Below are 1,862 nucleotides of genomic sequence, written 5' to 3' on the forward strand. Positions count from 1 at the left end.
CGCAACGGGACGAGATCGTTTTTCGGGATGATTTCGATCTTCTTCCACATCTAACACATCATTGACCACATACACCGCGCTCGATAGCAGACAAAACATGGCAAACGCCCCACCGATACGCCCCACGCTGTGCCAGTTGAGAAGTATGTGGCCGAATAACGGCCCTGGGAGCATGAAGACGTTCTTCACCCACTGCTTAGGTCGAAGCAGTCGCACCCACGACAGCAACAACACGCTGCGGCTTCCCGGGCTTTCTTGCATGGCCGACGTCTCCATCAGTTCTAGTGCACAGAGACTAGTACTACAACGAGGTTTCGAAATGTGGTGTAATGCTGCCCGTCAATCCTGCATGGAAGGAGGGCAGTATGCTGGACCTGATCGAGACCACGCCCAAGATGGACTTGGCGATCCACGATATTGAGCACCTGGTGGAGGAGTTGCGCGTCTATCACGCCATCTACAGCCCGTTGTTTCAGCGGCGTGAACAACGGGAAGCCGCGCACTCCTATCTCCAAGGATTGCTGGCGACGTTGCCACGCAAGTCGATCGAGCCGATGGTGCTGGCGGTGGATGGTGTCGCTCCCAAGGCGGTACGGGCCATGCAGTCCTTTATCAGCGAAGGGCCGTGGAACGATGAGCGGCTGTTGCACCAGCACTGGCAAGAAGTGGAAGCGGACCTGGGTGCCGACGATGGCGTGCTGATGGTTGATGGGAGTGATTTCCCGAAGCAGGGCAGCCATTCCGTTGGTGTGAAGCGTCAATACTGCGGGGAACTGGGCAAGCGGGCCAACTGCCAAGCCGGTGTGTTTGTGGGCTATGGCAGTCTCCAGGGCTACACCGTACTGGATCGTCGGTTGTATGTGCCCGCAGAATGGCTCACCGATGACGCGTATACGGCACGGCGCCAGCAGTGTGGTCTGCCGCCAGATCTCCCCTTCAAAACCAAGCCCGCGCTGGCCCAGGAGATGCTCGCTACGGTGGTCAAGAGCCAGACGCTGCGGTGTCGTTGGGTCGTGGCGGATGAGGCGTTTGGGGGCAACCCAGGCTTTCTGGATGGCGTCGCGGGGCTGGGCTTGTGGTATTTTACTGAAGTGCCCCACACCACGCGAGTCTGGCAAGAGCGCCCGGCCACCCACATCCCGCCGAGGCGTGGGCGCGGCCGTCGCCCGCAGCGGGAGCGCTTGGTGGATGGTGCTCCACAGGCGCGGACGGTGCTGGAAGTGGCAGGGGCGCTGCCCGCTGAGGCGTGGACACGCCAGACCATCAAAGAAGGCAGCCAAGGACCAATGGTAGCGGAGTTTGCTGCCATACGGGTGGTGGCTGTGCGGGACACGTTGCCCGGTCCTGAGGTCTGGTTGGTGCTGCGTCGGCACGTCGAGACGGGAGAGTTGAAGAGCTACCTGTGCAATGCTCCTGGTGACACGGCGCTGGAAAAACTGGTGCACATGAGCGGCATGCGGTGGCCCATAGAAACGTGCTTTGAAGACAGCAAGCAACTGCTGGGGATGGGCGATTATGAGGTACGGAGTTGGACGGGATGGCATCATCATATGACCTTGGTCATTCTGGCGCACTTCTTTGTGGTGCGCATGAGCCTACGGTTAAAAAAAAGCCCCAGCAGTGACGCTGCCCCAAGTCGTGATGGTGTTGGCGACCGTCTTGCCCCTCCGCGAGTTTGACACGCAGTTGGCGCTTGACATCCTGGCCTATCACCAGCAGAGAAACCATGCGGCGTATCTCTCACATCGCAAGCGTCGCCTCGCACTGATTACCCAACGAGAGTGAACCCTCGTTGTAGTACTAGGCTGATGACACAACGGCGCTGACAACAAAACCCGAATCACCGATGATGCTCCAGAGAT

At 59.2% G+C, this 1,862-nt stretch carries 2 protein-coding genes; one reads left to right on the plus strand and one right to left on the minus strand.

Annotation, left to right across the window (positions count from 1 at the left end; all coding sequences use genetic code 11):
* The coding region (locus tag VMT30_00615) for a decaprenyl-phosphate phosphoribosyltransferase (GenBank protein ID HVQ43456.1) at positions 1–261 on the minus strand (261 nt) is incomplete at its 3' end.
* Positions 262–365: 104 nt separating this feature from the next.
* On the opposite strand from VMT30_00615, the gene VMT30_00620 reads away from it, so the two are divergent.
* Complete coding sequence (locus tag VMT30_00620; GenBank protein HVQ43457.1) at positions 366–1,679, plus strand: IS701 family transposase; 1,314 nt, start codon at positions 366–368, stop codon at positions 1,677–1,679.
* Positions 1,680–1,862: the final 183 nt, after the last annotated feature.

It is taken from the genome of Candidatus Saccharimonadia bacterium (assembly GCA_035544015.1).
Lineage (GTDB): Bacteria > Patescibacteriota > Saccharimonadia > UBA4664 > UBA4664 > UBA5169.